The following is a 25268-nucleotide window of genomic DNA, read 5'->3' as shown; positions in this document are numbered from 1 at the left end:
CGATCAGCCGCCGGCGCGTTTCTGGGCCAGCTCGTCGTTGATCTGAGCGTCGACCTGCTTCAGACCCGCGACCATGTCCGGGACGTTGCCCGCCTGCCACTTCTCGGCGAAGTCGTTGACCGCCTTGAGGTGCGCGTCGCCGATCGGCGTCGACGGGTTCGGCGTCAGCTTGCCGCCGTTGTACAGGTCGAGGAACGTCTTGAACTCCGGCGTGACCTCGAGCTTCGGGTCGGTCAGCGCGGCCTTGGTGCTCGGGACGTTCTTCAGGCCGTTCGACAGCTCGACCAGCGTCGACGTGTCGAGGGTGACCTGCTTGATCAGTTCCCAAGCCGCGCCGGGGTTCTTGGCGCCCTTGGGGATCGCGATGATCGTGCCCGTGGTGAACGCGCCGCCGTAACGGTCGGGCTTGCTGTCGAGCACCGGCGGGGCCGCCGTGCCGAACTTGAGCTGCGGCGCCTGGTCCTTGATGAACGCGGTGCGGTACTCGCCGTCGATCATCATCGCGAGCTTGCCGCGCTGGAAACCGTGGTCCGCCGAGTACTCCTCGCCGAGACCGGCCTTGAACTGCTCGACCTTGGCGTGGCCGCCGTAGAAGTCCACCAGCTGCTTCTGGAAGTCGAACATCGCCTTCCACTCGGGGCTGTCGGCGAGGTGCGACTGGCCGTCGGGGCCGATGTAGGTGGCGCCGAAGTTCGGGGCCCAGTACTGCGCCATGTTGGCGTAGAACGGCATCGACGGCAGGAAACCGGCGACCTTGATGGAGCCGTCCGCGTTGAACTCGGTCAGCTTCTTGGTGGCCTCGAACAGTTCCGAGGTCGTCTTCGGCGGCGACGTGATGCCCTTCGCCGCGAACATGTCCTTGTTGTAGTAGAAGCCGTAGACGTCGGCGAGCAGCGGCATGGCGCAGCGCTTGCCCTGGAACTCGGTGTAGCTGCGGACCGCGTCGGGGATCTGCGTCAGGTCGATCTTGTCGCGGTCGATGTAAGGCTTGAGATCCTGGAAGCTGCCCGTCGAGCACCACGCGCCGAGGTTGTCGGTGAAGAACGAGATCGCCACGTCCGGCGGGTTGCCGCCGCGGATGGACTGGGTGATCTTGTCGTCGTCCTGCTGGCCTTCGTGCTTGATCTCGATGTTCGGGAACTTCGCCTTGAGCTTGTTGAGCCCGGCGGTGACCACGTTGTACTCGCGGTCGGTGAACTTGCTGTAGACGGTCAGCGTGAGCTTCGCGTCCGCGGCGGGGGCGGCCGCCGCGTCGCCCGCCCCACCGTTCGGGCCGCTTGCGGCGCCCGAACAAGCGGACACCAGTGCGGCGACGGTGACCGCGCCGAGCACTATCGAGCCGCGCCAACGGCGGCCGCTTCTCCGAACCTGGGTCGTGGAACTCATGACCCTCCTCCTAGTTGGTTGGGGCGGGAGACGGTGGTTCTGTTCGTGAATCCGGGATCGCCACGATCGGATTTGGCTCTCCCGCCCCGGACCGTCTCGGCCCGAGGAGCGAAGGGGTGTTGACGCCGAAGACGTCCCGGCGAACGGTGGCGAGCGCCGATTGGAGCGCGCCCGCGCGGACCGCGTTGCCCTGCACCGAAGCGACCCCGACGGGGGTGCGGGGCAGGACCAGTTCGTGCAGCCTTTTCGCGACCAGTGCGGCGAATTCGTCGCCGCCGGCCCGGCTGGTGTCACCGGAAAGGAGCACGAGTTCGGGGTCGACGACCGCGATCAGGCCTGCCGCTCCGCCCGCGACACGGCGGGCGAGGTCGTCGAGGAAGGCTTCGTTGTGGCTTTCGCGCGCCTTGACGACGGCGTCCGCGCCGGTCTCGGCCTCGATGCCGTGCGCGGCGGCGAGCTCGACGACGGCCGGAGAGGCGACAAGATCACCGAAACGATCTCCGGCACGAGGCTTTTCCTTCGGTGTGGCAACGGAAACCGGGTCGGGAACGCGCATCCAGTCGATCTCGCCGCCACCACCGGTCGCGCCGCGCAAGAGCCTGCGGCCGACCACCACCGCGCCGCCGACGCCGTCGCTGAGCCAGATCATCACGAAGTCGTCGAGGCCGACGGCCTGGCCGACCGTCATCTCCACGATCGCGACGAGGTTGACGTCGTTCTCGATGGTGACCTCGACCCCGAGCTCCCGGCTGAGCCTGCCCGGCACGTCGAACCCGAGCCAGCCGGGGATGTGGGGCGCCGAAGAGAGCAAGCCGGTGCGGGGATCGAAGGCACCCTGCGCACCGATGACGACGTGGCGGAGATCGGTGGCGGCGAGGCCGGCGCTGTTCGCGACGCTGGTGAGCGCCGCGCCGAAGGTGCCGACGACGTCCGCGCCCTCGTGGACCGGCAGCGGGACCTGGTACTCGGCGAGCACCGTGCCCGCGACGTCGGCGACCACGAAGTCGGCCTGCTGCGGTGTCAGGTCCACGGCCGCGACGTAGGCGACGCCACCGTCGACCTGCCAGAGCTGCGCCCTCGGGCCGCGGCCCCCGCCGCGGACGCCCGCCTTGGCGACGATGCCGTCCTGCTCGAGGCGGGTGAGCAGCTGCGCGGTCGCGGGTTTCGACAGGCCGATGGCGACTTCGAGCTCGGAACGCGTCAGAGGGCCGTCACTGAGGAGGACCTCGATGGCCGCGCGATCGTTGATCTCGCGCAGCATTCGCGGACTACCGGCTCGCACTGGGGCTCGCTCCCGACTTCGTTAGGAAACTTTACAGACGGTTTCCGGGGACTGTAGTGAGCCGAGCCACAGCCGTCAACGGCGGAGGGAAACGGGGAGGTAACGCTTGGCGTGTTCCGCACAGTGGGTATAGGCGCCGGCGCGGAGAGTGGCGCGGCCAATGGGACGACACGCGTGACTGGATGAACGACTCGGACCTAAGCACGCGGAACCGCCATCGGAGTTCTTGACCGTTCATTCTTGAATGACTATTCTCAAACTCATGGCCCGACCACGCCAGTTCGACGAGAAGACAGCGATCGAAGCCGCGACGGCGGTCTTCCGGCAGCGGGGATACCACGCGACCTCGGTCGATCACCTCGTCGAGGCGACCGGTGTCCACCGGGGAAGCCTGTACGGCGCGTTCGGCAGCAAGCACGGCCTGTTCGCCCGGGTGCTGGAGCACGTCGCCGCCGACCGGCACGACAGCGCCGGACGGCTCGACGTCCTGCTGGTCGCTCTGCTCGAACTCGCGCCCGAGGACGAGCGGTTGCGCGCGCGGGTCCGGACCGTCATCGAGGACGGCGGGACGACCCCGGACGAGCTGGGAAGACGGCTGCTGGCCCGCGCCGGAGTGCCGGACATCGACAACGGAGGAACGACATGAGCAACAACCGCGTCACCATCACCGGAGATCGCCTGGTGGTCGAACCGGTGGGGATCGACAAGATCTGGTCATTGACCCGGCGGCTCGAATTCCCGCTCGCCCACGTACGCGGCGCGACGCACGATCCGGGGATGCGTGACGAGCCGAAGGGCTGGCGCGGGCCGGGTCTCCACCTACCCGGGAAGCTCTGCGGCACCTTTCACGCCGACGGTGACCGGCAGTTCTGGAACGTCTCCGGCTTCGAGCGCACGGTCGTCATCACCCTCGACGAGGCAGAGGACTTCAACCGGCTCGTGCTCACGGTCGACGATCCCGCCGGGACCGTCACCGCCGTCAACAACGCGATCGCGGTCGCGTGACGACCCGCTCGAGTACGTGAAGGCCCCTTCCTTGCGTCTGGCACATCGGAGACGCCCACGCCCCGACGCGGAGGATGCTCGCGCGGCAGACCCGCTCGACGGGCGGGTACGGGCCGGACGACGAAGGGCCGCTCAGGAGGTTCGAGGCCTCCCGAGCGGCCCTTCGGCGACGCGGTGGTGGATCAGAAGTTGGGCTGCACGTACAGGTCGTACACCCAGGGGAGCGTGGGCGAGGGGTAGCACATCCACCCGTCCCAGTCCCCGGCGATCTGGCCATGGTGGCCGGTGATTCCGCAGTCCTCCTGGCTGTACGAACCGAAGTACTCGTAGTCCGAGGCCTGCGCCGCTCCCGCGGTCACGGCGCTGATCGAGGCGAAGGCCGCCACAGCGGCTCCGGCGACGGCGAACCGCCGCAAGGTGTTCTTCATGTTTTCCCCAGTGTCCTGACTCGACAATCCTGAAAACCGGACGGCCGGAGAGTATCGGACACTGGGATCACCGCGTGATCAAACGCCGAACTCGCGTGATCAAAGGCGTAACTCGCGTGATTGGAGACGGAACTCGTTCAAGCACGCGAGTTACGACTGAACGCCCGCCCAGGCCGCCAGCATCACGCGCGCGATCGACGAGTTGCCCGGCAGCACCAGCTGCCGCGTACCGCCGGCGATCGGCGTCGGCACGGCGCCCGCGTTCCGCAGCTGACTGTTCGCGAAAGCGGCCCGCACCTCCTCGCGCGAAACCCAGAACGCCTCTTCGATCTCGCCCTCCGCGGGCACGATCGTCGAAGAGATGTCGGCCCGCGCGGTGAAACCGAGCATGATCGATCGCGGGAACGGCCACGGCTGGCTGCCGAGATAGCGCACATCGCGCACCTCGACGCCGACCTCTTCGCGGATCTCCCGCTCGACGCACCCTTCGAGCGACTCCCCCGCCTCGACGAAACCGGCGAGGATCGAGTACCGGTCCGGCGGCCAGATCGGCTGCCGCGCCAGCAGGACGTGTTCACCGTTGACGCCGGCGTCGTCGTGCACGAGGCAGATCACCGCCGGGTCGGTGCGCGGGTACTCCTCGCGGTCGCAGCCGGTGCACTTGCTGGCCCAGCCCAGCTGGATCAGCTCGGTCGGGCTGCCGCAGCGCGTGCAGAACTTCGCCTGCCGCCGCCAGGCCTGCAGCGCCTGCGCGGTGGTGAACAGCCCGGCCGACGTGTCGTCGAGCAGGTCGCCGTAGCCGCGCAGGTCGACCCAGATCTCGCCGTCGCGGCGCTGGACCTGTTCGACGACGCCCCAGCTGCCCGCCATTTCGACGGTTTCGGTCTCCCCCGTGGGGCGGCCGGGCATCGACCAGTAGTCGGTGCCCTGCCACTCCCCCAGGAAGACCGCGTCCGCGGGCGGCTCGGTGCCGAAGTCCTGCGATTTGCGGGTCGCGAGCGTGCCGGAACCCTCCACCACCGGGGTGCGCGCGTGCTCGTCGAGCAGCACGATATGCGCGTTCGGCCAGCGCTCGGCGAGCCTGTCCGGGTTGGTGCGCAAGGATTCCTGACGGTCCGCGGTGGAGCGCGAAAGCGTCGGGAGCGCCCCCAACCCGAACGGTGTCTCCATCAGGAAGGCTCCCCGACCGTCACGTCGCCCAGCGCCGTCAGCTTCGGCGCGAGGACGTCGGCGTCGCCGACGACGACCCCGGTGAACCGCTTGGGCGCGAAGAACTCCAGCGCCGCGTTCGCCACTTCTTCGGCGGTGACCGCGGCGAGGCGCTCCGGATGCCCGGCGAGCCACTCGACGCCCAGCCCCGTCGCGGCGAGCGCGGACAGCTGCGCGGCCAGGCCTCCTTGCGACGACGCCGACGTGACCAGCGAACCGATCGCGTACTGCCGCACCGATTCGACCTCGTCGGCGGTCGGCGGCACGAGACCGAGCCTGGCCAGCTCGTACCGCGTCTCCATGAGCGCGGCGGCGGTCGCGTCGGTCGCGGTGTCCGCGTCGATGTTCACCACGGCGGTCTGGTCGGTGAACTCGAATCCGGAGTGCGCGCTGTAGGTGTAACCCTTGTCCTCACGGATGTTCTCGACCAGCCGCGACGAGAAGTACCCGCCGTACACGAGGTTCGCCAGCTGAAGCGCCGGGTATCGCGGGTCCGTGCGCGACACGCTCTGCGCGGACAGCCGGATCTGCGACTGCACGGCACCGGCCCGCGGCACCAGCAGGACGTTGCCGCCGGTGAGCTCGGGCAGCACGGGCAGGCGGACGGCGGAACGGTCCGAAGCCCAGCCGCCGAACGCCTTCTCCAGGTCGCCGATGACGGTCTCGGGATCGATGTCGCCGACGATCACCAGCACGGATCCCCGCGGCAGCACCGAAGCCCGGTGCAGCGCGCGAACCTGTTCCGGCGTCACGACGGCCACATCTTCGGCCTGTGGGACCTCGCGCACGGCCGGGTGGTCGCCGTAGCGGTGCTTCTGCAGCGCCTCGCGGGCGATCGTCCTCGGCTGGGTGCGGGAGACGGCGATCCGCTCGATGAGCCGCTCGCGTTCCCGCTCGACCTCGGCGTCCGCGTACGACGCGCCGGTGAGCGCGTCGGCGAGGACGTCGAGCATCGTCGGCAGGCCGTCGGCCAGCGAGGTACCGGTGATGACCAGGCGCTCCGGGTCGACGCCGGACGCGAGGTCACCGCCGATCAGCGCCAGGTCCGCGTCGATCTCGATGCGGTCGCGGCGGGCGGTGCCGGTCAGCAGGGTCTCGGCCAGCACCTCGGCGGTGGCCGGGTGCAGCTTGTCTTCACCGGCGAACGGGATCCAGACGCGCAGCTCGACCAGCGGCACGGTGGGCTTGCGGACGGCGAGCACCCGCAGCCCGTTGCTCAGCGTGGTGTCCACATGGGACAGATCGGCGGCGGCGCGCTGTGTCCCCAGCGAAGGGACCGGACGCGGCCCGGCGGCCGTGCGGCCGATCTCCTCGGCGGTGCGGTGCGGTGCGCTCACTGCTCGGTACCTTCCTGGTCTGAAGATCCACTACCCGGGCGGACGACGAGCACGGCGCGCGAATCCGGCCGCAGCGCCCTCGCCGCCGCCGAAACGGCCTCCCCGGTGATCGCCGAGATCTTCTCGGCGAGCCGGTACACCAGCGACGCGTCGCCGTACAGCAGCTCGAACGAGCCGAGGGCCAGCGTGCGGGACACCAGCTTGTCGTGCTCGGAGTGCAGGCTCGCGGCCCAGCGCGCGGTGACCTTCTTGATCTCCTGGTCTCCCGGCGGCGTGGCCGCCAGCTTCTCCAGTTCCTCGTCCAGCGCGGCGAGGACCTGGTCGGTGCTCACCTCGTGCGGGTGGATCGCGGTGATGGTGAACGTGTCCGGGTCGCGGGCCTCGAACGGCCCGAACAGCCCGGCACCCGCGCCGATGTCGACGACCAGCGGCTCGCGGTGCACCAGGCGCTGCTGCAGGCGGGAGCCGTCGCCGTCGGTCAGCACGCCGGCGAGCACGAGGTTCGCCAGGTAGCCGTCGAGGTCGTTGATCGGATCCGGCATGCGGTAGCCGACGCCGACCGCGGGCAGCGGGGCGTGCGGGTCCACCTGCTCGCCGCGCAGCTCGCCCTCGGGGGCGGGCTCGGCGAACGAGGGACGCTCGGGCGCGGGCCGGTGCGGCACGTCGCCGAAGTGCTTCTCGATCAGCTCGCGGGCCTCCTCGACGGTGAAGTCACCGGCGACGGTCAGCACCGCGTTCGCGGGCGAGTAGTAGGTGTCGAAGAAGGCCGCGCAGTCGTCCAGGGTGGCCTGCTCGAGATCCTCGAAACCGCCGTAACCGTTGTGCGCGTTGGGGAACGTGGAGTACAGCACCGGCGGGAGGGTGATCCACGGGAACCCGCCGTACGGCCGGTTCAGCACGTTGAGGCGGATCTCCTCCTTGACCACGTCGATCTGGTTGGCGAGGTTCTCCTGCGTCAGCTTCGGCGCCCGCATCCTGTCCGCTTCGAGGAACAGTGCGCGCTCGAGTGCCGCGGCGGGGAGGACCTCGAAGTAGTCCGTGTAGTCCGGATGGGTGGAGCCGTTGAAGCTGCCACCACTCGACTGGACGTACCGGAAGTGCGCGAGCTTCTCCAGGCTCTCGCTCCCCTGGAACATCAAATGCTCGAAGAGGTGCGCGAAACCGGTGCGCCCTTCGGGCTCGGAACGGAAGCCCACGTCGTAGTGGACGCTGACACCCACCACCGGAGCGGTCGCGTCGGGCGCGAGCACCACGCGCAGACCGTTGTCGAGGGTGAATCGGACAAGCTCGGGATCGGCCATGCGCACCACCCTACGGGCTAGTCAGGCCTCCAGGCGACGACCCTGGCGGGTCGCGGCGAAGGTTCCCACCAGTGCCGCGGTGAAGTCGCTCACCCGCGCGATGGGGACTTCCTCGCCGTACCAGTAGATCTTGGGCGGCCCCTTGAGCGCGGCGAATCCGGAGACCCACCGTTCTTGTTCGCCGAGAGCGAGCGCGTACGGCAGCGCCCGGGAAAGGAGCACCTCGCGTTCGAGCTTCGGGACGGCCGTCGCCTCGGTCGCCAGCAGGGCGTCACGGACACCGAGCAGACGGCGGTGCAGCTCGACACCGGCGCCGGTGCGCACCGGCAGCCACCGGGCGGCGACGGCGAGCACCGCTCCCGCGGCGATGACGATCAGCCCGAGCTGGGCGTAGCCGACGGTCAGGGCCAGCAGGACGGTGAGGAACAGACCGTAGAAGCAGATCCGCAGGCCGACACGGGTCAGCCTGCCGGGCAGCCGCGAGTACCAGCGGCGTTCGACCACGCTGTCGGCCAGCGCGTCCCGCACCGTTTCGATCCCGATCCGCGCCGACTGGATCTCCGACAGCAGCACGGACTCGCGTTCGCCGGGCAGCAGCGCTTCGAAGACCGCGCGTTCGTAAGCGGTCAGCTGGTCGTCCGGCGGGTTGCGGCGGACGAGCCGCCAGCCGGTCAGCTCGCCGGGCTCCTCGCTCACCCAAAGGTAGTTCCGGACGGCGAGGTCGACGACCGTCGCGGCCAGGTCGACGGCGTCGGCGCGACCCGTGAGCACGGTCCCGACCTGTCCGGGCAGCACACCGTCGGGTGACGCGAACGCGGCTTGGTCGTCCTTCCCGGTGAGCAGCCGGACCGGGAGCGCGTCGCCAGGATGCTCGTCCCGCCTCCGCAGCAGGATCAACGCCACCGCGGCCGCGATCAGCACGAGCACGAAGCCGAACCAAGCCCAGCCGACCGGAGCGGTGAGCACGAACGCTCCGGCGAAGGTCTTCGATGGTTCCAGGCGCGCGTTCGCCGGGACGGTCCCGCCCGGCAGCTCGACCGAGATCTCCATCCGCTGCCCGGCCGCGAGATTCTGCTGGCTGAACCTGGTCAGCCCGGAATGCGCGATCTGGGCGGTGCCGCAACGCGCGCGAGACCCCTCGGGCCCGGTGTGACAGGTGACCGCGTTCGGGACGGACGGCGCGGCGAAACTCGCTCGCACCAGTTCGAGCCGGGCGTCCCAGCCGCCCGCGAGCTGCCAGCTCACCCGGGTCAGGCCGTCGGCTTCGGCGACCGCACCGTCCACTGTGTACCGGACGACCGAGGTCCCGCCCTTGAGTTTGACGGTGAACTCGTCCTCGGTCAGCTCGGCGTTGCCCGCGCCCTCGATGACGACGTCACGGACGCCGATGATCCGGTCACGGTTGTGCGGAGCGGCCGTACGAAGCGGGATCCGGCGGGTCATCGTCGCCTCGCTCGGCACGGACACCGCCTCGACCACCGAGAGTGCGCCGTCGCGTTCCACCTTGAGCGAGATCTCCGCGCTGTTCGGCAGCGAGGGCAGCTGCGGTTCGCCTTGTGCTCCCGCCGGTGCCGCACCGAGCACCAGCAGGAGACCGACCAGCAAACAGATCTTCACGTCAGGCGGGGACCGGTTCCGGGCGAAGCGAGCGCAGGTGCCCGGATTCGGCGAGCAGACCGTCCAAAGCGGACAGGAACGACGGCAGGTGCGCGGCGAAGCGGCGCAGGTCCCGATCACCTTCGAGGCCGCCGAACCAGTACAGCCCGGCCGAACCGTCCGCCGACGGGTCGAGCCCCTCGAACGTCCGGAGCCAGCGCTCGACGTCACCGAGCACGATGGCGTACGGCAGCGACCGGGAGAACACCATTTCCCGGTCCGCCATCGGAACGTCGGCGACCTTGACGGTGTGGAGGTATTCGAGCAGCCCGCGCACCTGGCCGACCAGTCGCCTGCCGCGCGAGGTCCGCGGCGGCACCCACGAAGCGCCCAGCAGCGCGGCGACCCCGGCGAGCACGGCCGCGACGCCGAGCAGCGCGTGCCCGACGGTGAACGTCAGGACGGCGGTGCCCACGAGGCCGAGCGCGATCAGGCCGATGCCCGCCCAGGTGAGTTTGCTCTTGCCCTTGTCCGGGCGGCGCGAGAACCAGCCCCTGCGCACCACGTCGGCGTACATCGCCTCGCCCGCGACACGGAGATCGACGGTGCCGCGGCCGCGGAGTTCCGACAGCAGCACGGAATCGGTGCCCTCGGGCAGGATCGCGGTGTAGATCTCGCGTTCGAAGGCGGCGAGGTGCTCGTCCGGCGCGTTGCGGCGCGCGATCTGCCAGTCGACCGTGCCCGCGCCGCGGACCTCGGCGATCCACAGGTAGTTGCGGACCGCGAGGTCGACCACCGTGCCGCTGACGTCCACGACGTCGACCGTCTCGTCGACGACCGTGCCGACCTGCCCCGGCAGGACACCGTCGGGCGAGGCGAACGAGACCCGGCCGCCTTCTCGCGCGAGGACGTCGACCGGTCCGGTGCCCGCGGTCAGCGCGCCCTGGTCGCGGCGGCGCAGCAGCCAGACGGCGAGCGCGCCGAGAATCAGGAGCAGTGCCAGCGCACCGAAACCGATACCGGCGAGGGTGGTGAGGGCGAACGCGCCGCCGACCGTGGCGATCTGCTCGAACCGCGCGTTCGCGGGCACCGTGCCCGCCGGGAGCTGGACGGCGATGTCGACCCGTTCACCCGCCGGGAGTTTGTCCTGCTCGACACGGACGACGCCGCTGTGGTCGGTCTCGGCGAGCGAACACTGCCTGTCCGAACCGAGCGGCCCGGCGAAACAGTCCACTGTGGGCATTTCGCGCGTCGGCGCGCTGAACGAAGCGGACACCCGGGACAGCTCGCCGTCCCAGCCGCTCGCGACCTGCCAGCGGACCTGCTGCGCGCCGTTGACGTCCGCGACCGCGCCGTCCACTTTGTACTTGAGGGTGGCCGCGCCGCCGTCGAAGGTGGCGACCAGCTGCTCGCCGTTCGGCTCCGCCTTGCCCGCGCCCTCGACCGAGACGTCACGGACCACGTACACGCGGTCCTGCTCTTCACCGGCGGGAACCTTCAAGGGAATGCGGCGGACGAGGTGCTGTCCACCCGGGACGGTCACCTGCTCGGTGATCGACAGCGAACCGTCGCGTTCCACCTTCACCGCGACGTTCGCGGCCGCTCCGCTCGGCGGCTGAAGCAGCCCGAGCTCACCGCGCGCGCCGATCGGCGGCGGCTTCGGCAGTTGCGGCGCGTTCGTCAGCGAAGGGCCCGCCGCGGGCGCCTCCGGAACGTTCGTATCCGACGGCGGGGCCATCAAGGCCGAGCTCGCCGCGACGGCCACGACCGCCGTCCCCCATTTCGTCAACACAGCCACACACTCTAGGGCAGCCGATCTATGCTGACCGCCGAAACGCCGAATCCGCCACCTGGGCGAACGGCGTTGCCGAACGCATGGGGGATCCACTCGATGAACCACCAGCCGCCCGGCCCGCCTGATCCGCGGCGCCGGCCGACTCCACCGCCACGTCCGCCGCAGGGCGGCCGTCCGCTCCCGCCGCCGGGAGCGCGTCCGCTGCCGCCGCGCGGTGGGCCGCCGATGCCCCCGCCGAACCGGCCGGGTCCCGTCCCGCCCGGTCGGCCGCCGATTTCGCGGCCGACGCCGATCCCGCCGCCGTTCCGGGCGGGTCCGCCGAGCAGCGGCATGCCGCTGCCCCCGCCGGGCGCGGCTCCGCTGCCGCCGCCGCAGATCGGCGCGCCGGTCCCGTTCCGGCCCGGCGCCGTCGGCCCGCCGCAGCTTCCGTACGGTCCGCGTTTCGCGCAGCCCGCGTTCACGCCCTACGGGGGATATCAAGCCAAGAAGTCGAACGGCGGGGTCATCGCGGCGGTCGCGATCGTGGCCTTGATGGCGTTGATGGGCGGGCTGCTCATGGTGGTCACCCTCGCCAACAGCGGCTCGAAGCACGTCGCCGATGTCGGCTATTCGAGCTATCCGACGACCTCCACTTCGGACGACACGACGACCACCACGTCCAGCGACACGTCGACCACGAGCACCCGTTCGCGCGATTCGACCGCCTCACGCGAGACTTCGGCGGGCTCGACCCGCGAGACGTCGGCCAGCCGCGCGCCGTCCGGCCCGCGGCCGCACCTCAAGCTGGCGGACAACCCGCTGTGGCTCGATTCCCAAGTCGGCCTGCCGAACCAGCCGTGCAACCTCGCGCGCTGGGCGAACAACCCGAACGCGGCATCGGCCTTCTTCGACAGCGCGCGGCCCTGCCTGGACAGCGTCTGGCAGCAGGTCATGAACTACACGAAACTGCCGTTCCGGGTCCCGACGGTGAAGTACCCGTCCGGCAAGAACTGGTCGAGCCCCTGCGGCGACGCCAGCAACGGTTCGGTGGCGGCGTTCTATTGCTCGCAGAACGAGACGCTTTACATGCCGTACGAAGGCCTTCAGGTCCCCCAGTACGGCAACCGGCCGGGCGTTTATCTGGCCCTCTTCGCCCATGAGTACGCGCATCACATCCAAGCGCTTTCCGGTATTTCGGAGGCTTATTGGACCGCGCGCTACGAAGCGGGCACCGACTCGGCGGCGGGACTGGAGATGTCGCGGCGCAACGAGCTTTCGGCGCAGTGTCTGTCCGGGACGTTCCTGGGTTCGACGGTGGGCCGCGGCGGCTCGGTCGACCAGGCGATGTATCGCGACGCCTGGCAGACCCAGGACCGCGGCGACCACAACGGCGGCCCGCGCGACCACGGCTCCGACGCGCACGCGGTCTCGTGGTGGCAGCACGGCGCGCAGAAGAACCGGATGTTCCAGTGCAACACCTGGTCGGCGAAGTCGGCCGACGTTTCCTGACTGCGCTCGCGGTTTGCGCCGGTCCGGGGTCAGCCCGGCGGCGCGAAGGGGTTGTCCGGAACCGGCGCCGAGGGAGCTTCCGGCTGGACGACCGGAGCGGGAGCGGCCTGCCCAGGCGCGGCCGGATACCCCGGCGCGGCCCCGTATTGGACCGCCGGTTGCAGCTTCGCCTGGTCGCGCCGACGTCGCTCGGCCAGGACGGCCGACAGATACGCCCAGGACGGCACCCCGGGCGGCACCGGCGCCCCGATCGCGGCCGCGACCTGCTGCGCGAGCCCGTACCCGAGCGCTTCGACCGCTTCGGGACGCAGCTCGCTCGTCCGGCTCAGGTACTGCCGGACGGCCAGCGCGAGGTCGTTCGAAAGCCGGGTCAGGTCCAGCTGCGAGGCCCAGTACGCCAGCTGCGGCGGCATCCCGACGTACGGCGTCCTGGCGGCGGGCATGCGTTCCCGGATCACGAGCGTGCCGGCGAGATAGTCGCCGACGCGGCGGCCGTTGGGCGACAGCAGCGACGTGACCACCGCCACGACACCGAGCATCCCCAGCGCCCAGAAGTCGATGAAGAACCCGGCGAGCCCGCGGACCAGCGCGTGCCGGAACCGCACGGGGCCGCCGTCGGTGCGGACCACCCGCAGGCCGAGCGCCATCTTCCCGAGGGTGCGGCCGCGGCTCAGTGTCTCGAAGATCACCGGGTAGCCGACCATGATCAGCACGACGGTCACCAGGAACAGGGTCAGCGCCAGCGCTTCGTCACCGAACGCGGCGACCTGGCTCAGCACCAGCATCGCGACGAACAGGGCGAAGAGCTGGAGGACGACGTCGAGCATCATGGCGAGCCCGCGGCTGGCCAGTTTCGCCGCGCGGACGTCCAGGACGACGGCCTCGCCGGTGACGAGTTCGGACTCTTGTTCCACCTGGCAAGCGTAGTGACGAATAGGCTGGGCGACCAAGGACGATCGCCGGGAGGGCTCCGAGTTGGACGTGGACGTGTTCGTCGCCGCGCATCAGGCCGAATGGAACCGGCTGCGTGACCTCGTGGGCCGCGCCGGGAAGCTCAGCGGCCCGGACGCCGACGAGCTGGTGACGCTGTACCAACGCGTCGCGACGCATCTTTCGATCATCCGCTCGGTCGCGCCCGATCCCGTGCTCGTCGCGCAGCTGTCCGGTCTGGTCGCGAAGGCCCGCTCGGCCGTCACCGGTTCGCACAGTCCCGCCTGGCGCGAGATCGGCCTCTTCTTCACCCAGCGGTTCCCGGCGGCGCTGTACCTGAGCCGGCGCTGGTGGCTGGCGTCGGCGGCGGCGTCGATCGCGGTGATGGCGATCGCGGCGGTGTGGATCGCCGGTGACCCGCAGGTGCTCGCGTCGCTGGCCTCGCCCGAGGAGTTCAGGGACCTGACCGCGCCGGGCGGGAAGTACGAGACGTACTACTCGTCCGATCCCGCGGGCTCCTTCGCCGCGCGCGTCTGGACCAACAACGCGTGGGTGGCCGCGACCTGCCTGTTCCTCGGCGTGGTGCTGGGTGTCCCGGTGATCTACGCGCTCTGGGCCAACTCGCTGAACCTCGCGATCGGCGCCGCGCTGATGTCCTCGGCCGGGCGGCTCGACGTGTTCTTCGGCCTGATCCTGCCGCACGGCCTGCTGGAGCTGACCGCGGTGTTCGTCGCCGCCGGGACGGGACTGAAGCTCGGTTGGACGGTCATCGACCCGGGACGCCGGTCCCGGTCAGCGGCGCTCGGCGAGCAGGGCCGCTCGGTCGTGGTGATGGCGCTGGGGCTGACCGTGGTGCTGTTGATCTCCGGGGTGATCGAGGGGTTCGTGACCCCGTCGGGCCTGCCGACCTGGGCGCGTATCGGCATTGGGGTAATCGCGGAGGTCGCGTTCTTACTTTACGTGTTCGTCGTCGGGCGCAAGGCCGCGAAAGCGGGCGAAGTGGGTGATGTCGACTGGCGATACGCTGGAGATTCTCGACCTGAAGCGGGCTGACCTGGTTAGCTCCTTTCATGGGGAGAAATCGGTTACGCGGCTTCGTGATCGTCGTCCTGTCCGTTCTCGCGTCGACTCTCCTCGTCGGCGCGTCCCAGGCCAGGACCGCGTCCGCGCCGTCGGGCAAACAGAACTGGGTGGTGAGCGTCGCCGGATTCCGGACCGACGCCGACCGCAACTACCTCCGCCTCGGCTACCTCGTGTTCAACCCGGCCGACAACACGGTCGCGCACAATTTCTGGACCTGGAACCAGGCGGATTTCCCCGTTCCGGTCACCAGCGGCGACGTCTACTACTGCGGCGACTGGGCGCCGGGATCCAATCCCCGCAACAACTGCCCGATCAAGACCGCGCCGGGTTTCACCGGTGAACCGAACGGCCACTTCACCGGCACCTACGCCGAGACCTCCGGGCAGGTGGCCATCACCTGGACGAAGAGCACCGTCAACGGCACCACGACGACCGTGAACCTCGCGGAGAAGTGGGCGGTTTCGGAACCACGGCCGGGCCTCGGCCGGATGCAACTGGTGAGCGACGACTACTCGATCTCCAGCGGCATCGCCTACGGCAGCAACGCCTCCCTCGCGCAGACCAGCAAGGCCCCGATGAGCTCGGTCCGCGCGACCCAGCGGTCGTACCTGCTCGAAGGGCAGGGGGTGAACCGCCGCGCGATCACCAACTGGACCAGGGGCAGCAGCGGCGCGCTCGGGGTCGGTCCGGGATGGAACAAATGCGACGACGGTTCGTGCCTCGGGTTCGTGCAGTACGACTCCGGCTGCGACCCGTCCTCGTGCTGCCCCGCCGGCCCCGGCCACGCGGCGTGCGCGCAGAAGATCATCGATACCGGTGACAGGCGGTTCTACTACCTGAGCGACGCCTTCGGTGGACGGCGCAACAGCTACGAGTTCTGGTGCGAATGCCTGTCCTACGACGGTTGCTACCTCGGCAACAGCCACGTGCGGCCGCTCCTGCAGGTGATCGACGACGCGGGCGCGTTCCAGGGCTGGGTCGGCGCCGAGGTCAGCCCCGACCGGAGCGGCTCACGGGATCCTTCTGGCGAGTACTACTCGAGTTTCGCCCTGGTGGCCTAAGCCGAAAGCGCGTGAAGGCCCCCTTCCCTCGGCTGAGCCGAGGGAAGGGGGCCTTCACGCGCTTCGAGCCACCGCTCAGCAGGTGCAGCTGCCCTCGAAGGTGATGCTGTTCCCGTCCTCCAGGCTCGCGCTGCCCGCGAACCGGATCTCGAACTCGCCGGGCTCGGTCAGCACGATCTTCGGGCTCGCCGCCGCACCGTCGGTCCCGGTCTTCGCGGTCGCCGTCTCGGCGCCACCTTCGAAGACCAGCACGTTCTTCGACCGTGCCGCGCGGACGAAGAAGTTCACCGGCACATCGGCGGCGGGCTGGCCGTTCTCCCCGACCACACGCACCACGAACGGCTGACCGGGCGTCTTCGTCGACAGCCGCTGTCCGTTGCCCGACAGGATCGCGAGCGTCCGCACACCGGCCGCCCAGGTGTTGGAGAGTCCGGGCAGCGAACACACCTCCTGGTACAGCCGAGCACCGACGACCGGTGCCTCGGCGGTCAGGCACCGGGCGGTCGCCACGTTCGCCAGCAGCACCAGCCCGGGCAGCCCCGCGTTGCGCCGCCATTGCTGATGACGGTCCTTGCCGTCGCACGCCACGAGTTTGACGCCGACCCCGTCGACGGGGCTGATCGCCGCCAGGCACTGTCCACTCGCGACATGCTTGTACGACAGCGCGGCCTTGTCGTACACCCATTGCGCACCGGCGTCCTTCGCGTCGGCGAGGGCGAGCTTGCCGTCGGCCGCGGCCAGGGAGATGGTGCCGCCGCCGTCGGCGAGATAGACCGGTGTCCCGGCGGGCTGCGCGGAAGCGGGCACCCCGGACACCAGCACCGAAACCACCGCGAAGAACAGCACGAACCTGCGCAAGCCTGTGCCCCAATCGTGTCGATCCGGATCTCCCTCCGAGCTAACCGCCCGGGACACCCGCCGCCAACCGGCACCACTCCATCGGGTTCAGCCCGACGCCCGCCCACTCCTCAGGCCGACCCCGGGTGCTCATGTCGCGAAAGCCACTTTCGGGACATCAGACGTCGCGAAAGTGGCTTTCGCGACACACCCCAGGACCGCACCTGGACGGCATCACAGGCGTCCGGCCGCCTTCAAGGCGAGATACCGGTCCGCCAGCCGCGGCGGCAGATCCTCGGGCACGGCGTCGACGACCTCGACCCCATGCCGCGCCAGCCGCGCGGTGACCTGGCGCCGTTCGGCCAGCACCCGCTCGGCCGCGGCAGCGTCGTAGACGGCCTCCGCGTCACCACGGCCCGCCGCCATCTCGGCGACCCGCGGATCCGCCACCGAAGCGATCATCAGCTGGTGCCGCGAGGTCAGCTTCGACAGCACCGGGAACAGGCCTTCTTCCAGCGGTGCCGCGTCCAGCCCGGTCAGCAGGACGACCAGCGCGCGCCGCCGGGTCCGCCGCAGCACCTCCGCGACCATCCCCCGCGCGTCGGTCTCGACCAGCGACGATTCGAGCGGCGCCATCGCGTTCACCAAGGCGGGCAACAACTCCGCCGATCCCTGGACCGCGGCGTGGACCTGCCGGTCGTAGGCGAGGAGGTCGACGCGGTCACCCGCCCTGGCGGCGAGCACGGCCAGCAACAGGGCCGCGTCCATCGCCGCGTCGAGCCGGGGCGCGTCCCCGACCCGGCCCGCCGAAACGCGGCCGGTGTCGAGCACCAGCACCACGTGCCGGTCGCGTTCCGGACGCCAGGTCCGCACCATGACGTCGGACGCGCGCGCCGAGGCCCGCCAGTCGATCGACCGGACGTCGTCGCCGATCACGTATTCGCGCAGGGAGTCGAATTCCGTGCCCTGGCCCCGGATCAGCACCGCGTTGCGGCCGTCGAGCTGCTGCAACCGCGCGAGCCGCGAGGGCAGATGCTTGCGGCTGTGGAACGGCGGCAGCACCCGCACGGTCCACGGCACGTCGTGCGAACCCTGCCGCGCGGCGAGCCCCAGCGGCCCGGTCGACCGGACGGTCACCCTGGCCGCGATCCGGTCACCGCGCCGGGTCGGCAGGAGCCGGGTGGTCACGACGCGGCGTTCGCCCGGGGGCACCGTCAGCCGGTGCCGGTCGTCCGCGCCGGCACTGGGCGGCCAGGCGTCCCGGAGCCGCGCGCGCACCGGACGGCCGCCGGGATTGGCCACGGTGAGCGTGACCTCGCACTCCTCCCCCAGCCGCACGGACGTCGCGCCGGACCGCGCGAAATGCAGCCTGCGCACACTCCCGGCGAGCAGGAGATCCAGCACCACCAACAGAAACAACACCGCCGCGGCCAGCCCTATCCCGGCCCACGAGGGCAGCAGGAAGCCGACCACCGGCGCCGCGAGGAGCGCCAGCAGCCCGAGCCGCCCGGTGACGGCCATCAGCGCGGAACGGGCACGGACGCGAGGACCCGGTCCAGCACGCCGTCCGCGGTCGCGCCTTCGAGTTCGGCCTCGGGCCGCAGGTCGAGACGGTGCCGCAAAGCCGGGCGCGCCAAGGCTTTGACGTCGTCCGGGGTGGCGTAGTCGCGGCCTGCGAGCCACGCCCACGCCCGGGTCGCGGCGAGCAGCGCGGTCGCGCCACGCGGGGAGACGCCGAGCCGCACGGACGGCAGCGACCGCGTCGCCCGGCAGACGTCGACGATGTAGGCGAGCACTTCGGGGCGCACGGTGACTCCGGCGACCGCGCGCCGCGCGGCGTCGAGCTGGGCGATCCCGGCGACCGGGGTGACCCCCGCCGCGGACAGGTCGCGCGGGTCGAAACCCTGTGCGTGCCGGGAAAGAATGCCGAATTCGTCCTCACGGGACGGCATCGGCATGGTCAGCTTCAGCAGGAACCGGTCCAGCTGCGCCTCGGGCAGCGGGTACGTGCCCTCGTATTCGACCGGGTTCTGCGTCGCGATGACGATGAACGGGTCGGGCAGCGGCCGCGTCTTGCCGTCGCTGGAGACCTGACGCTCCTCCATCGCCTCCAACAGCGAAGACTGCGTTTTCGGCGGGGTGCGGTTGATCTCGTCGGCCAGCAACAGGTTCGTGAACACGGGGCCCTCGCGGAACGAGAACTCGCCGCTGTGCGCGTCGTACACGATCGAACCGGTGATGTCGCCCGGCATGAGGTCCGGCGTGAACTGCACCCGGGTCGTCTCCAGGTCCAGCGCGGCCGCCAACGCCCGCACCAGCAGGGTCTTCGCCACGCCCGGGACGCCTTCGAGCAGCACATGTCCGCGGCACAGCAACGCGATGATGAGCCCGGTGACGGCCGCGTCGTTGCCCACCACGGCCTTTCCGACCTCGGTGCGCAGCGCGATCAGCGCCGCCCGCGCGTCGGCCCCTGCGTCCAAATCGGACTGTTCGGTACTCAAGACCGCTCCACCTCTCGTTCCACGACATCGAGTCCGTCCGCCAGCCGCACGAGCGCGGCGTCATCGGCGGGCGGGTCTCCGTACAACAGCGCGCCGATCTCGGCAGGTACCCGGCCGGTCCGCGCGACGACGGACTCCACCAGTGCGGCCGGTTCGGCGTCGCGGGTGAGCCCCAGCAACGGCCGGAGCCGCGCGCGGGCCGCCTCCCGCAGGGTTTCCCCGGCGTGCGCGGCGGCTTTCGCCTTGCGATACAACCTCGCCCGTCCCTCGGTGGCCTCCGCCGCGCGGACCACGACCGGGATCGGCTCGGTCACCACCGGGCCCAGCCGCCGGGAACGCCACAGCGCCAGCAACACCACCGCGACGCCGGCCTGCAACGCCGCGTACGACCAGCCCGCCGGGATCAGCTCGGAGAGCGGCTTCTTCGCGGTCTCCAGCGACGGGTCGGCGGCCGTCGGCAGGTACCAGACCAGCCGCTCGTGCTTTCCGAGCAGCCGCATCGCCAGCGCCGCGTTGCCCTCGTCGGCCAGCCAGTCGTTGGTCAGCGGGGTGGGGGTGCCGAGCACGGTCACCGTCCCTTGTGGACCCGGGACTTCGAGATACGTGCCGCCGTAGCATTCCTGCGCCCTCGGCTGCGTGGCCGAATACTTCAGGCCGCCCATCGTCGCGTTCCCCGCCGCGGCGGGATCCTTCGCCTCGCAGTCGGGCTCGCGGGTCTCGGTCTCGGCCTGGCCGTTCACCCGCACGCCGGGAAGGATTTCTTCGACCGTGCGAGGGCTCGGCTGCACCAGCACGACGTGCTCGGCGTTCTGCCTGATCTCCGTGAAGGCGCTCTTGGGCACGTACTCGGGCTGGGTGATCAAGACCGTCGCGCCCCTCGCGACCCCCTTCGCCTCGGCGGCGGTGCGCACGATCGGGATCTTGACGCCTTCCCGTTCCAGCAAGGTCGCCAGCGCGCGGCTGCCGGTGGGCTCGTAGGAACCCGGTTCGAGCGCGCCGGTGGTCTGCTCGCCGCGGAAGAGCACGAGCAGCGTCCCGGTCAACACGATCAGGAGCACGACGGCGAGCGGGAGCCGCACCCCGCGCCAGATCCGACGGGCGTCGGGCGAAACCGAGGTCATCCGGCCACCAAGGCGACGGGCCTGGCACGACGGCAGCTTTCGTCCAATTCGGACAGTGACCGGTACCCGGCCTCCGTGGCGGGGATCCCGCCGTAGTGGACGTCGTCGAACAACCGGGCGCCCGCGCGCAAGGGAACGGCGACGTCGGGAAGCAGCCGTCCGGCTTCGATGGCGGCCTCGTCGGCGGTCCGCCCGGACTTCTCGTCCAGCAGCGCCCGCTCTTCCAACGACCGCACCACGGCACGGAACCGCTCACGGACGGCGTCGTCGAAGTCGCCCCGCGACGCGGCCTCCTCGGCCGCCCGGCGATGTTCGCCGGACGCCTTGCGCTGCCCGGCGAACACGGCTCGCCCGCTCTTCGCCGACGTCGCCAGCGGACCGGACTTCAGCCGGATCACCACGACCACCACGATCAGCACGACGACCAGCAGCAGGACGGCGAAGATCCCGCCGGGCACCGCGCTGTCGACCGTTTCGAGGAAGCCCAGCAGCTTTTCGACCACCCAGCTGAACGCTTCGGACAGCCAGCTCGGCCTCGCGGCCTGATAGGCCTCGCCCGAGAGTTCCTCGGCGGCGCGCAGCCGGGCGGTGTCCCGGTCGATGTCGACCGGGACCTCGGTGAGGAAACGCGTCACCATGCCTGCGGCGGAGGCGGCGTCGCGATCCCGGCCGCGCGGGCCAGCTCGATGTCCATGCCCTCGCGGCGCATCCGCTGATCGATGTAGAGGATCACGGTGACCAGCGCGGTGAACGGGCCGACGATCGTCTGCGCGATCACCGTGCCCACCGACTGCAGGATCAGGTCACCGGTCGACGGGATGTACATCTGGTCCAGATCGCCGAAGATCGACAGGAAGGCGCTGAAGCTGAACGGGATCGTGATGATGGACGCCAGGAAGGACGAGATCACGGTGGCCAGCAACAGGATGCCGAAAACCCGCCAGAACATCCCCGACACCAACTTCACCGACCGGCGGAACGCCTCCATCACCGTGCCGCGTTCGAGGATGAACGCCGGGCTGGCCAGCGCCCAGAAGGTGTAGGGGATGATCGCGGGCAGCAGGCAGAAGATCGCGGCGACCATGATCGCCAGCGTGTAGAGCACGGTCAGGCCGAGCAGCGGCAGCAGCCGCGGCGTCGCCTCACGCAGCGCCTCCTTGAACGTGACCGGCTTGCCCAGCACGGCCTTGCCCATCAGCACGGTGAGGAATCCGGTGAGGATCGTCGTCCCGAGCAAGGTGGCGACCAGGCTGATGGACGACGACGCCAGCGTCCCGCCGAGGACGCCGAGCAGCTGGTTCATCAGCTCCTGATCGGTGGCCGCCGGGCCGAGATCGCGCATCCGTTCGAGGTCGGCGGTGGTGTCGACCATCAGCAGCCCGACCAGGTTGATCGCCGCGGTGAGCACGGCGGTGACCGCGGCGGCACCGAACACCATCCGCCAGTACTTGCGCATGGCCGTGACCGCGCCGTCGAGGATGTCGGTCAGGTTCAGCGGGCGCAGCGGGATGACACCGGGCCTGCCGAGACCGACCTTCCAGTTCGCGTACTGCTGCTGCTGAGGAGGCTGGTACGACGGCAGCGGTGGAGGCGGTGGCGTCGCCCCGGACGGGGACTGCCACTGCTGCTCCGGCGCCGGCGAAGGCGGCACTTCACCCTGCGGTGGTGTCGGTGTGTCCGCTTGCGACTGCGGTGGCTCCCCCGCCTGCGACTGTGCCGGTTCCCCCGCCTGCGGCTTCGGCGTCTCAGTGCCCTCAGGCCCGGACGGTCCGCCGGTCTCCGTCATGCGACAGCCCCTTACCCGTTCACGTTGCTTGCGCCCACTCTTCCAGAGGGTCCGACACCCAGCCAGAGCTGGGGGGACGACACTGATGGGTGACCGCTCGCCTCACGCTGGATACCCTCTGCAGCCGAGCTGTGGGTGGGGACACCGTTAGCTCGTTATGCTGAACATCGGGCCGGGTACCCCCGGTTCGCCCCTAGAACCACCCGGGACCGACTTGATGACGCAACCGCCCCACGGCCAGTGGCCGCCACGCGGCGCCGTCCAGCCACCGCCGGTGCACGGCCAGCACCCTGCCCAGTGGCACGGCGCGCCGCACCACTTCCCGCCTCCGCCGCCGCGCAGGTCCGTGGGCGCGATCATCGGGATCTGCCTCGGCGCGGTCGCCGTCCTGGTCCTCGGCCTGGTGGCGATCGTTTCACTCAATCGTGACGACTCCGATCACGTAGCGAACGCGGGCTACAGCACTCTCCCGGCCACGTCGTCGCGCGCGGAACTGCCGCCGAGCGGATCCTCGTCGCCGTCGTCCTCGACGAACCCGTTCCCGACGTCACCGTCCAGGGCGCCGTCCTCGTCGAGCGGGCCGCAGAAGATCCTCAAGCTCGGCGACCACCCGATCCTCCAGGACCCCAACGCCGGCCTGCGGAACCGGGTCTGCACGCTGCCGCAGTGGCAGAGCAGCCAGCAGGCCGCCGAAGCGTTCTTCACGGCGGCGGGCAAATGCCTCGACAACGCCTGGGGCCCGTTCCTCGACGCCTACGACCTGCCGTTCACCCCGCCCGCGCTGCACTTCCCGACCGGGGCCAGCTTCGAGACCGAATGCGGCACCATCCAGGTCGGCATCGCGACGGCGGCGTACTACTGCGAGAACAACCTCTACGTGCCGTTCCGTGGTCTTCAGACCGACCAGTACGGCAACAACCCCGGCGTCTACCTGGCCCTTTTCGCGCACGAGTACGGGCACCACGTGCAGGAGGTCGCCGGCCTGATGGACGCGGCCTGGCAGAAGATCTACGAGGCGGGCCAGAACAGCCCCACCGGGCTGGAGATGTCGCGGCGCAAGGAACTCCAGGCACAGTGCTTCTCCGGGATGTTCCTCGGCGCGCACGTCGACCAGGGCGGCACGGTCAGCCGGGACATGTACAACAAGGCCTGGAACGACCAGGAGACCCGGGGCGACAACACCTCGCGCAGCCAGGACCACGGGACGAACGCGCACTACGCGTCCTGGTGGCGGGCGGGTGCGAGCAACAACCGGATCGCCGACTGCAACACCTTCTCGGCCCCGGCGAGCGCCGTTTCCTGACACTTCGCGCGTGCCGTTCGCCGACGGATGCGGTGCCGTCGGCGATTCCGGCTTGCCCGGTCCGGCTGGTCACGCGAGTTACGCCTCCAATCACGCGAGTTACGCGTTCAAGCACGCGAGTTACGCCTTCGATCACGCGTGTGCGCGGGCTCAGGCCGCCGCCGGCACCCGCGGCCCGCGTAACACCAGGAAGACGTACATCCCGCCGGCGAAGCAGCTGAACACCAGCAGCGCCAGCCCGAGCGGCCGCCGCGCGTCGCTCGCTCCCGCCGTCGCGTCGGCCGCGTGCACCGGGACCGAGTCCCCCGAAGCGCCGTCGGGGACGACGACCTCGAGGCGCTCGCCCTTGCCGTGACCACAGCCGTTGAGCGAACCCTCCATCGGCTTGCCGCCGAATTCGAACTTGACCTTCTCGGTCGCGCCGCCGCCCGTACAGGGCGCGGGCTCGACGACCTCCGCCCGCACTTTCGTCCCCAGGGGCTCGTTCGTGATGCCGAACAGGCCCGGCCCGGCGAACCAGGCCAGGAAGATCACCAGCAGGCCGGCACCGGCCGCCACGGCCAGGGAGTTCCACCCCGGGGTGAGCCCTCTGGCGGGGTCCGATCGCTTGCGCACGAACGCCATGCTCCCAGAACCTCGCGGCAAAACACAGGAGCCCCGGGAGGCGAGAGCAAAGGTCCCCCGCTACCGCTCGATGGTCTCCGCGGAGGTCACCTTCCGGATGTACAGCAGCTTGTCCCCCGGCTCGATCGCGTCGGCCTGCGGGGCGTCCACGCGGTACAGGACGCCGTCGCGGACGACACCCAGCACGATGTCCGGCAGATGCCGCGGCGAACCGCCCTCTTCGGACGGCTCCACCGGGCGTTCGGCGATCGCGAGGCCGGACTCGGGAGTGAGCAGGTCCTCGACCATGTCGACCACCAGCGGCGTCGACGTCGCCATGCCGAGCAGGCGTCCGGCGGTCTCGCTCGACACCACGACCTGGTTCGCGCCCGACTGCTTCAGCAGGTGGACGTTCTCCGCTTCCCGCACCGACGCCACGATGTGCGACTTCGGCGCCAGCTCACGGGCGGTCAGCGTGACCAGCACCGCGGTGTCGTCCCGGTTCGGAGCGACGACGACGGCCTTGGCCCGCTGCACCCCGGCGACGCGCAGCACGTCGGCGCGGGTGGCCGAGCCGTGCACGGTCACCAGGCCGAGTGACGTGGCCGCTTCGAGGGCCTGCTGGTCGGTGTCCACGACGACGATGTGGTCGGGTTCGACGTTCTCGTCCCCGAGCAGCGCGTTGACCGCCGACCGGCCCTTCGTGCCGAATCCGACGACGACCGTGTGGTCACGCACCTTCGTCCTCCACTTTTGGATCTTGAAAGCCTGGCGGGAGCGCTCGGTGAGCACTTCGAGGGTGGTACCGACCAGGACGATGAGGAAAAGCACCCGCAGCGGGGTGATCACCAGGACGTTCACCAGCCGCGCGGACGGCGTCGCGGGTGCGATGTCACCGTACCCCGTCGTCGACAGCGACACCGTCGCGTAATAGAGGCTGTCGAGGAAGGTGAGCCCGTCGCCGTTGGCGTCGCGGTAGCCGTCCCGGTCGAGGTAGACGATCAGGACGGTCGCCAGCAGGGCGAGGACCGCGCCGATGATCCGCTTGAGGATCGACCGCAGCGGGCTGACCGTCAGTTCCGGCATCCGGATCACACCGACGAGCTCATGGTCCGGGCGGTCGCTCAGCCTGACCGGGAAACGCTTGAGCACCTTCATGCGCAGGCTCCGGCCTGGTCCGCGTCACTCACGGTCGGGAGGATAGCCGAAGATCCTC

General features: G+C 70.3%; 23 protein-coding genes. 6 read left to right on the top strand and 17 right to left on the bottom strand.

Going from position 1 to position 25268, the window contains the following annotated elements:
- Positions 1–3: 3 nt before the first annotated feature.
- A complete protein-coding gene (locus tag DMH01_RS28915; RefSeq protein ID WP_125680323.1) occupies positions 4–1386 on the bottom strand; it encodes an extracellular solute-binding protein in 1383 nt (460 codons plus the stop codon).
- A 10-nt stretch (positions 1387–1396) separates the two neighbouring features.
- Positions 1397–2647, bottom strand: coding sequence for an ROK family transcriptional regulator (locus DMH01_RS28910; protein ID WP_125680449.1), 1251 nt, complete (start codon positions 2645–2647; stop codon positions 1397–1399).
- Positions 2648–2930: 283 nt separating this feature from the next.
- On the opposite strand from DMH01_RS28910, the gene DMH01_RS28905 reads away from it, so the two are divergent.
- Positions 2931–3314, top strand: coding sequence for a TetR/AcrR family transcriptional regulator (locus tag DMH01_RS28905; protein WP_125680322.1), 384 nt, complete (start codon positions 2931–2933; stop codon positions 3312–3314).
- Complete coding sequence (locus DMH01_RS28900; RefSeq protein WP_125680321.1) at positions 3311–3673, top strand: hypothetical protein; 363 nt, start codon at positions 3311–3313, stop codon at positions 3671–3673. Before DMH01_RS28905 ends, DMH01_RS28900 begins: the two co-directional genes overlap by 4 nt.
- 182 nt (positions 3674–3855) lie before the next feature.
- Here DMH01_RS28900 and DMH01_RS28895 read toward each other — a convergent pair whose 3' ends face one another.
- From DMH01_RS28895 to DMH01_RS28870, 6 genes are all read right to left on the bottom strand, one after another.
- Positions 3856–4101 (bottom strand): hypothetical protein, encoded by a 246-nt coding sequence (locus DMH01_RS28895; protein WP_125680320.1) that lies wholly within the window; start codon positions 4099–4101, stop codon positions 3856–3858.
- 150 nt (positions 4102–4251) lie between these two features.
- Positions 4252–5271 carry an NAD(+) diphosphatase gene (nudC, locus tag DMH01_RS28890; RefSeq protein ID WP_125680319.1) on the bottom strand — a complete coding sequence of 340 codons (1020 nt, stop codon included), beginning with the start codon at positions 5269–5271 and terminating at the stop codon, positions 4252–4254.
- A complete protein-coding gene (locus tag DMH01_RS28885; protein WP_125680318.1) occupies positions 5271–6647 on the bottom strand; it encodes a pitrilysin family protein in 1377 nt (458 codons plus the stop codon). Before DMH01_RS28885 ends, nudC begins: the two co-directional genes overlap by 1 nt.
- Positions 6644–7948 carry a pitrilysin family protein gene (locus DMH01_RS28880; RefSeq protein ID WP_125680317.1) on the bottom strand — a complete coding sequence of 435 codons (1305 nt, stop codon included), beginning with the start codon at positions 7946–7948 and terminating at the stop codon, positions 6644–6646. The genes DMH01_RS28885 and DMH01_RS28880 overlap by 4 nt, the downstream gene beginning before the upstream one ends.
- A 21-nt stretch (positions 7949–7969) precedes the next feature.
- Positions 7970–9565: a DUF2207 domain-containing protein gene (locus DMH01_RS28875; RefSeq protein ID WP_125680316.1), complete on the bottom strand. Its 1596-nt coding sequence runs from the start codon at positions 9563–9565 to the stop codon at positions 7970–7972.
- A gap of 1 nt (position 9566) precedes the next feature.
- The gene (locus DMH01_RS28870; RefSeq protein ID WP_199745676.1) at positions 9567–11336 is read right to left on the bottom strand and encodes a DUF2207 domain-containing protein; all 1770 of its coding nucleotides are present in this window, start codon (positions 11334–11336) and stop codon (positions 9567–9569) included.
- Between the two features lie 228 nt (positions 11337–11564).
- Between DMH01_RS28870 and DMH01_RS28865 the strand changes: the two genes are divergently transcribed.
- On the top strand, positions 11565–12827 hold the full coding sequence (locus DMH01_RS28865; RefSeq protein ID WP_125680447.1) for a neutral zinc metallopeptidase: 1263 nt from the start codon (positions 11565–11567) through the stop codon (positions 12825–12827).
- Positions 12828–12856: 29 nt separating this feature from the next.
- Here the strand turns inward: DMH01_RS28865 and DMH01_RS28860 are convergent, their stop codons facing one another.
- A complete protein-coding gene (locus tag DMH01_RS28860) occupies positions 12857–13741 on the bottom strand; it encodes an RDD family protein (protein ID WP_125680315.1) in 885 nt (294 codons plus the stop codon).
- Positions 13742–13802: 61 nt separating this feature from the next.
- On the opposite strand from DMH01_RS28860, the gene DMH01_RS28855 reads away from it, so the two are divergent.
- Positions 13803–14810, top strand: coding sequence for a stage II sporulation protein M (locus DMH01_RS28855; protein ID WP_125680314.1), 1008 nt, complete (start codon positions 13803–13805; stop codon positions 14808–14810).
- Positions 14811–14827: 17 nt separating this feature from the next.
- Complete coding sequence (locus DMH01_RS28850) at positions 14828–15901, top strand: hypothetical protein (RefSeq protein ID WP_125680313.1); 1074 nt, start codon at positions 14828–14830, stop codon at positions 15899–15901.
- 75 nt (positions 15902–15976) lie between these two features.
- On the opposite strand, the gene DMH01_RS28845 is transcribed toward DMH01_RS28850, so the two are convergent.
- The 6 genes from DMH01_RS28845 to DMH01_RS28820 all read right to left on the bottom strand — a co-directional run bounded on the left by DMH01_RS28845 (position 15977) and on the right by DMH01_RS28820 (position 22146).
- Complete coding sequence (locus DMH01_RS28845; protein WP_125680312.1) at positions 15977–16759, bottom strand: RICIN domain-containing protein; 783 nt, start codon at positions 16757–16759, stop codon at positions 15977–15979.
- A gap of 213 nt (positions 16760–16972) precedes the next feature.
- A complete protein-coding gene (locus tag DMH01_RS28840; RefSeq protein ID WP_125680311.1) occupies positions 16973–18259 on the bottom strand; it encodes a DUF58 domain-containing protein in 1287 nt (428 codons plus the stop codon).
- On the bottom strand, positions 18259–19218 hold the full coding sequence (locus tag DMH01_RS28835; RefSeq protein WP_125680446.1) for a MoxR family ATPase: 960 nt from the start codon (positions 19216–19218) through the stop codon (positions 18259–18261). Before DMH01_RS28835 ends, DMH01_RS28840 begins: the two co-directional genes overlap by 1 nt.
- A 17-nt stretch (positions 19219–19235) precedes the next feature.
- Complete coding sequence (locus tag DMH01_RS28830; protein ID WP_125680310.1) at positions 19236–20360, bottom strand: DUF4350 domain-containing protein; 1125 nt, start codon at positions 20358–20360, stop codon at positions 19236–19238.
- Entirely contained in the window at positions 20357–20998 is a 642-nt protein-coding gene (locus tag DMH01_RS28825) for a DUF4129 domain-containing protein (RefSeq protein ID WP_125680309.1), read from the bottom strand. The genes DMH01_RS28830 and DMH01_RS28825 overlap by 4 nt, the downstream gene beginning before the upstream one ends.
- The gene (locus DMH01_RS28820; RefSeq protein WP_125680308.1) at positions 20992–22146 is read right to left on the bottom strand and encodes a hypothetical protein; all 1155 of its coding nucleotides are present in this window, start codon (positions 22144–22146) and stop codon (positions 20992–20994) included. The genes DMH01_RS28825 and DMH01_RS28820 overlap by 7 nt, the downstream gene beginning before the upstream one ends.
- Positions 22147–22363: 217 nt before the next feature.
- Between DMH01_RS28820 and DMH01_RS28815 the strand changes: the two genes are divergently transcribed.
- Positions 22364–23449 (top strand): neutral zinc metallopeptidase, encoded by a 1086-nt coding sequence (locus tag DMH01_RS28815; protein ID WP_370323559.1) that lies wholly within the window; start codon positions 22364–22366, stop codon positions 23447–23449.
- A gap of 150 nt (positions 23450–23599) precedes the next feature.
- Here DMH01_RS28815 and DMH01_RS28810 read toward each other — a convergent pair whose 3' ends face one another.
- Positions 23600–24007 carry a hypothetical protein gene (locus DMH01_RS28810; RefSeq protein ID WP_125680444.1) on the bottom strand — a complete coding sequence of 136 codons (408 nt, stop codon included), beginning with the start codon at positions 24005–24007 and terminating at the stop codon, positions 23600–23602.
- Positions 24008–24133: 126 nt separating this feature from the next.
- Positions 24134–25210, bottom strand: coding sequence for a TrkA family potassium uptake protein (locus tag DMH01_RS28805; protein ID WP_125680307.1), 1077 nt, complete (start codon positions 25208–25210; stop codon positions 24134–24136).
- Between the last annotated feature and the right edge of the window lie 58 nt (positions 25211–25268).

Source organism: Amycolatopsis sp. WAC 04182, assembly GCF_003947465.1.
Classification (GTDB): domain Bacteria; phylum Actinomycetota; class Actinomycetes; order Mycobacteriales; family Pseudonocardiaceae; genus Amycolatopsis.
This window is presented reverse-complemented; position numbering and strand designations above follow the sequence as displayed.

Coding starts and splice junctions, on each gene's coding strand:
- DMH01_RS28915 (WP_125680323.1), bottom strand. CDS start 1,386: ATGAGTTCCACGACCCAGGTTCGGAGAAGCGGCCGCCGTTGGCGCGGC.
- DMH01_RS28910 (WP_125680449.1), bottom strand. CDS start 2,647: ATGCTGCGCGAGATCAACGATCGCGCGGCCATCGAGGTCCTCCTCAGT.
- DMH01_RS28905 (WP_125680322.1), top strand. CDS start 2,931: ATGGCCCGACCACGCCAGTTCGACGAGAAGACAGCGATCGAAGCCGCG.
- DMH01_RS28900 (WP_125680321.1), top strand. CDS start 3,311: ATGAGCAACAACCGCGTCACCATCACCGGAGATCGCCTGGTGGTCGAA.
- DMH01_RS28895 (WP_125680320.1), bottom strand. CDS start 4,101: ATGAAGAACACCTTGCGGCGGTTCGCCGTCGCCGGAGCCGCTGTGGCG.
- nudC (WP_125680319.1), bottom strand. CDS start 5,271: ATGGAGACACCGTTCGGGTTGGGGGCGCTCCCGACGCTTTCGCGCTCC.
- DMH01_RS28880 (WP_125680317.1), bottom strand. CDS start 7,948: ATGGCCGATCCCGAGCTTGTCCGATTCACCCTCGACAACGGTCTGCGC.
- DMH01_RS28865 (WP_125680447.1), top strand. CDS start 11,565: ATGCCCCCGCCGAACCGGCCGGGTCCCGTCCCGCCCGGTCGGCCGCCG.
- DMH01_RS28850 (WP_125680313.1), top strand. CDS start 14,828: ATGGGGAGAAATCGGTTACGCGGCTTCGTGATCGTCGTCCTGTCCGTT.
- DMH01_RS28840 (WP_125680311.1), bottom strand. CDS start 18,259: ATGGCCGTCACCGGGCGGCTCGGGCTGCTGGCGCTCCTCGCGGCGCCG.
- DMH01_RS28830 (WP_125680310.1), bottom strand. CDS start 20,360: ATGACCTCGGTTTCGCCCGACGCCCGTCGGATCTGGCGCGGGGTGCGG.
- DMH01_RS28825 (WP_125680309.1), bottom strand. CDS start 20,998: ATGGTGACGCGTTTCCTCACCGAGGTCCCGGTCGACATCGACCGGGAC.
- DMH01_RS28820 (WP_125680308.1), bottom strand. CDS start 22,146: ATGACGGAGACCGGCGGACCGTCCGGGCCTGAGGGCACTGAGACGCCG.
- DMH01_RS28815 (WP_370323559.1), top strand. CDS start 22,364: ATGACGCAACCGCCCCACGGCCAGTGGCCGCCACGCGGCGCCGTCCAG.
- DMH01_RS28805 (WP_125680307.1), bottom strand. CDS start 25,210: ATGAAGGTGCTCAAGCGTTTCCCGGTCAGGCTGAGCGACCGCCCGGAC.